Consider the following 1,198-nt stretch of genomic DNA (forward strand, 5'->3'; position numbering starts at 1 on the left):
ATGCGATACGAAAATCAGCGTGCCGTTGTATTTTTCCAGCGCCATGTTCAAGGATTCGATACTTTCCATGTCCATGTGGTTGGTCGGTTCGTCCATGACCAAAACATTGGGTTTCAACAGCAACAGTTTGCCGTACAGCATACGGCCTTTTTCGCCACCGGAGAGAACCTTCACTTTTTTCACGACATCGTTGCTGCCGAAGAGCAAGCGGCCCAAAGTGCCGCGGATGACTTGTTCGTCATCGCCTTCCTGACCCCATTGGCGCATCCATTCGCTCAGGTCCATATCGACGTCGAAGTCGTTTTCATGGTCTTGCGGGTAGTAGCCGACACTGGCTTTTTCCGCCCATTTGATGGTGCCTTCGTCCGGCAGCAGGCCGTCTGAATATTCGGGGTTGTACGCGCCTGCCAAGAGTTTCAGCAAGGTAGATTTACCTGCGCCGTTCGGGCCGATGATGGCTAGACGCTGACCTGCTTCAAGGATGAAGTTCAGGTTTTTAAATAACTGGGTTTCAAAACGTTTAGCCAGTTTTTCAACTTCTACAGCCTGACGGTGCAACTTGGCTTTTTCGTCGGCTTCAAAACGGATATACGGGTTTTGACGGGTAGAAGGTTTGACTTCTACCATCTCCGATTTGATTTTGTCTGCCTGCGTCAGACGACTGGTTGCCTGACGGGCTTTGGATTTGTTGGCAGAGAAGCGTGCAACGAACTCTTGCAGCTCTTGCAGTTTCTCTTTGGCTTTGGCGTTGTCTTTCAGGGCGCGCTCACGCGATTGGGCAGAAGCGAGCATGTAGTCGTCGTAGTTGCCCGGATAGATGGTGATGGTGTTGTAGTCCAAATCCGCCATGTGTGTGCAGACTTCGTTCAAAAAGTGACGGTCGTGCGAGATGATGATCATGGTGGAGTCGTATTGGTTCAACACGCCTTCCAACCAACGGATGGTATTAATGTCCAAGTTATTGGTCGGTTCGTCCAAGAGCAATACATCTGGTTTGGAGAACAGGGCTTGCGCCAGCAATACGCGCAGTTTGAAGCCTGGGGCAACTTCTGCCATGGTCGCATTGTGCAAATCTTCGGAAATGCCCACGCCGCTCAACAACTCGGCAGCACGCGCTTCGGCGGTGTAGCCGTCGTATTCGGCGAACTTGGCTTCCAGTTCGGCGGCTTTCATGTAGTCGTCTTCGGTAGCTTCGGGG

General features: G+C 51.8%; 1 protein-coding gene. It reads right to left on the reverse strand.

Features of this window, described 5'->3' with window-relative positions; translation table 11 throughout:
* On the reverse strand, positions 1 to 1,198 hold a 1,198-nt coding region (locus ACTHUR_RS11475), incomplete at both ends, for an ATP-binding cassette domain-containing protein (protein ID WP_440398654.1).

This window comes from Neisseria sp. P0021.S007, assembly GCF_051956855.1.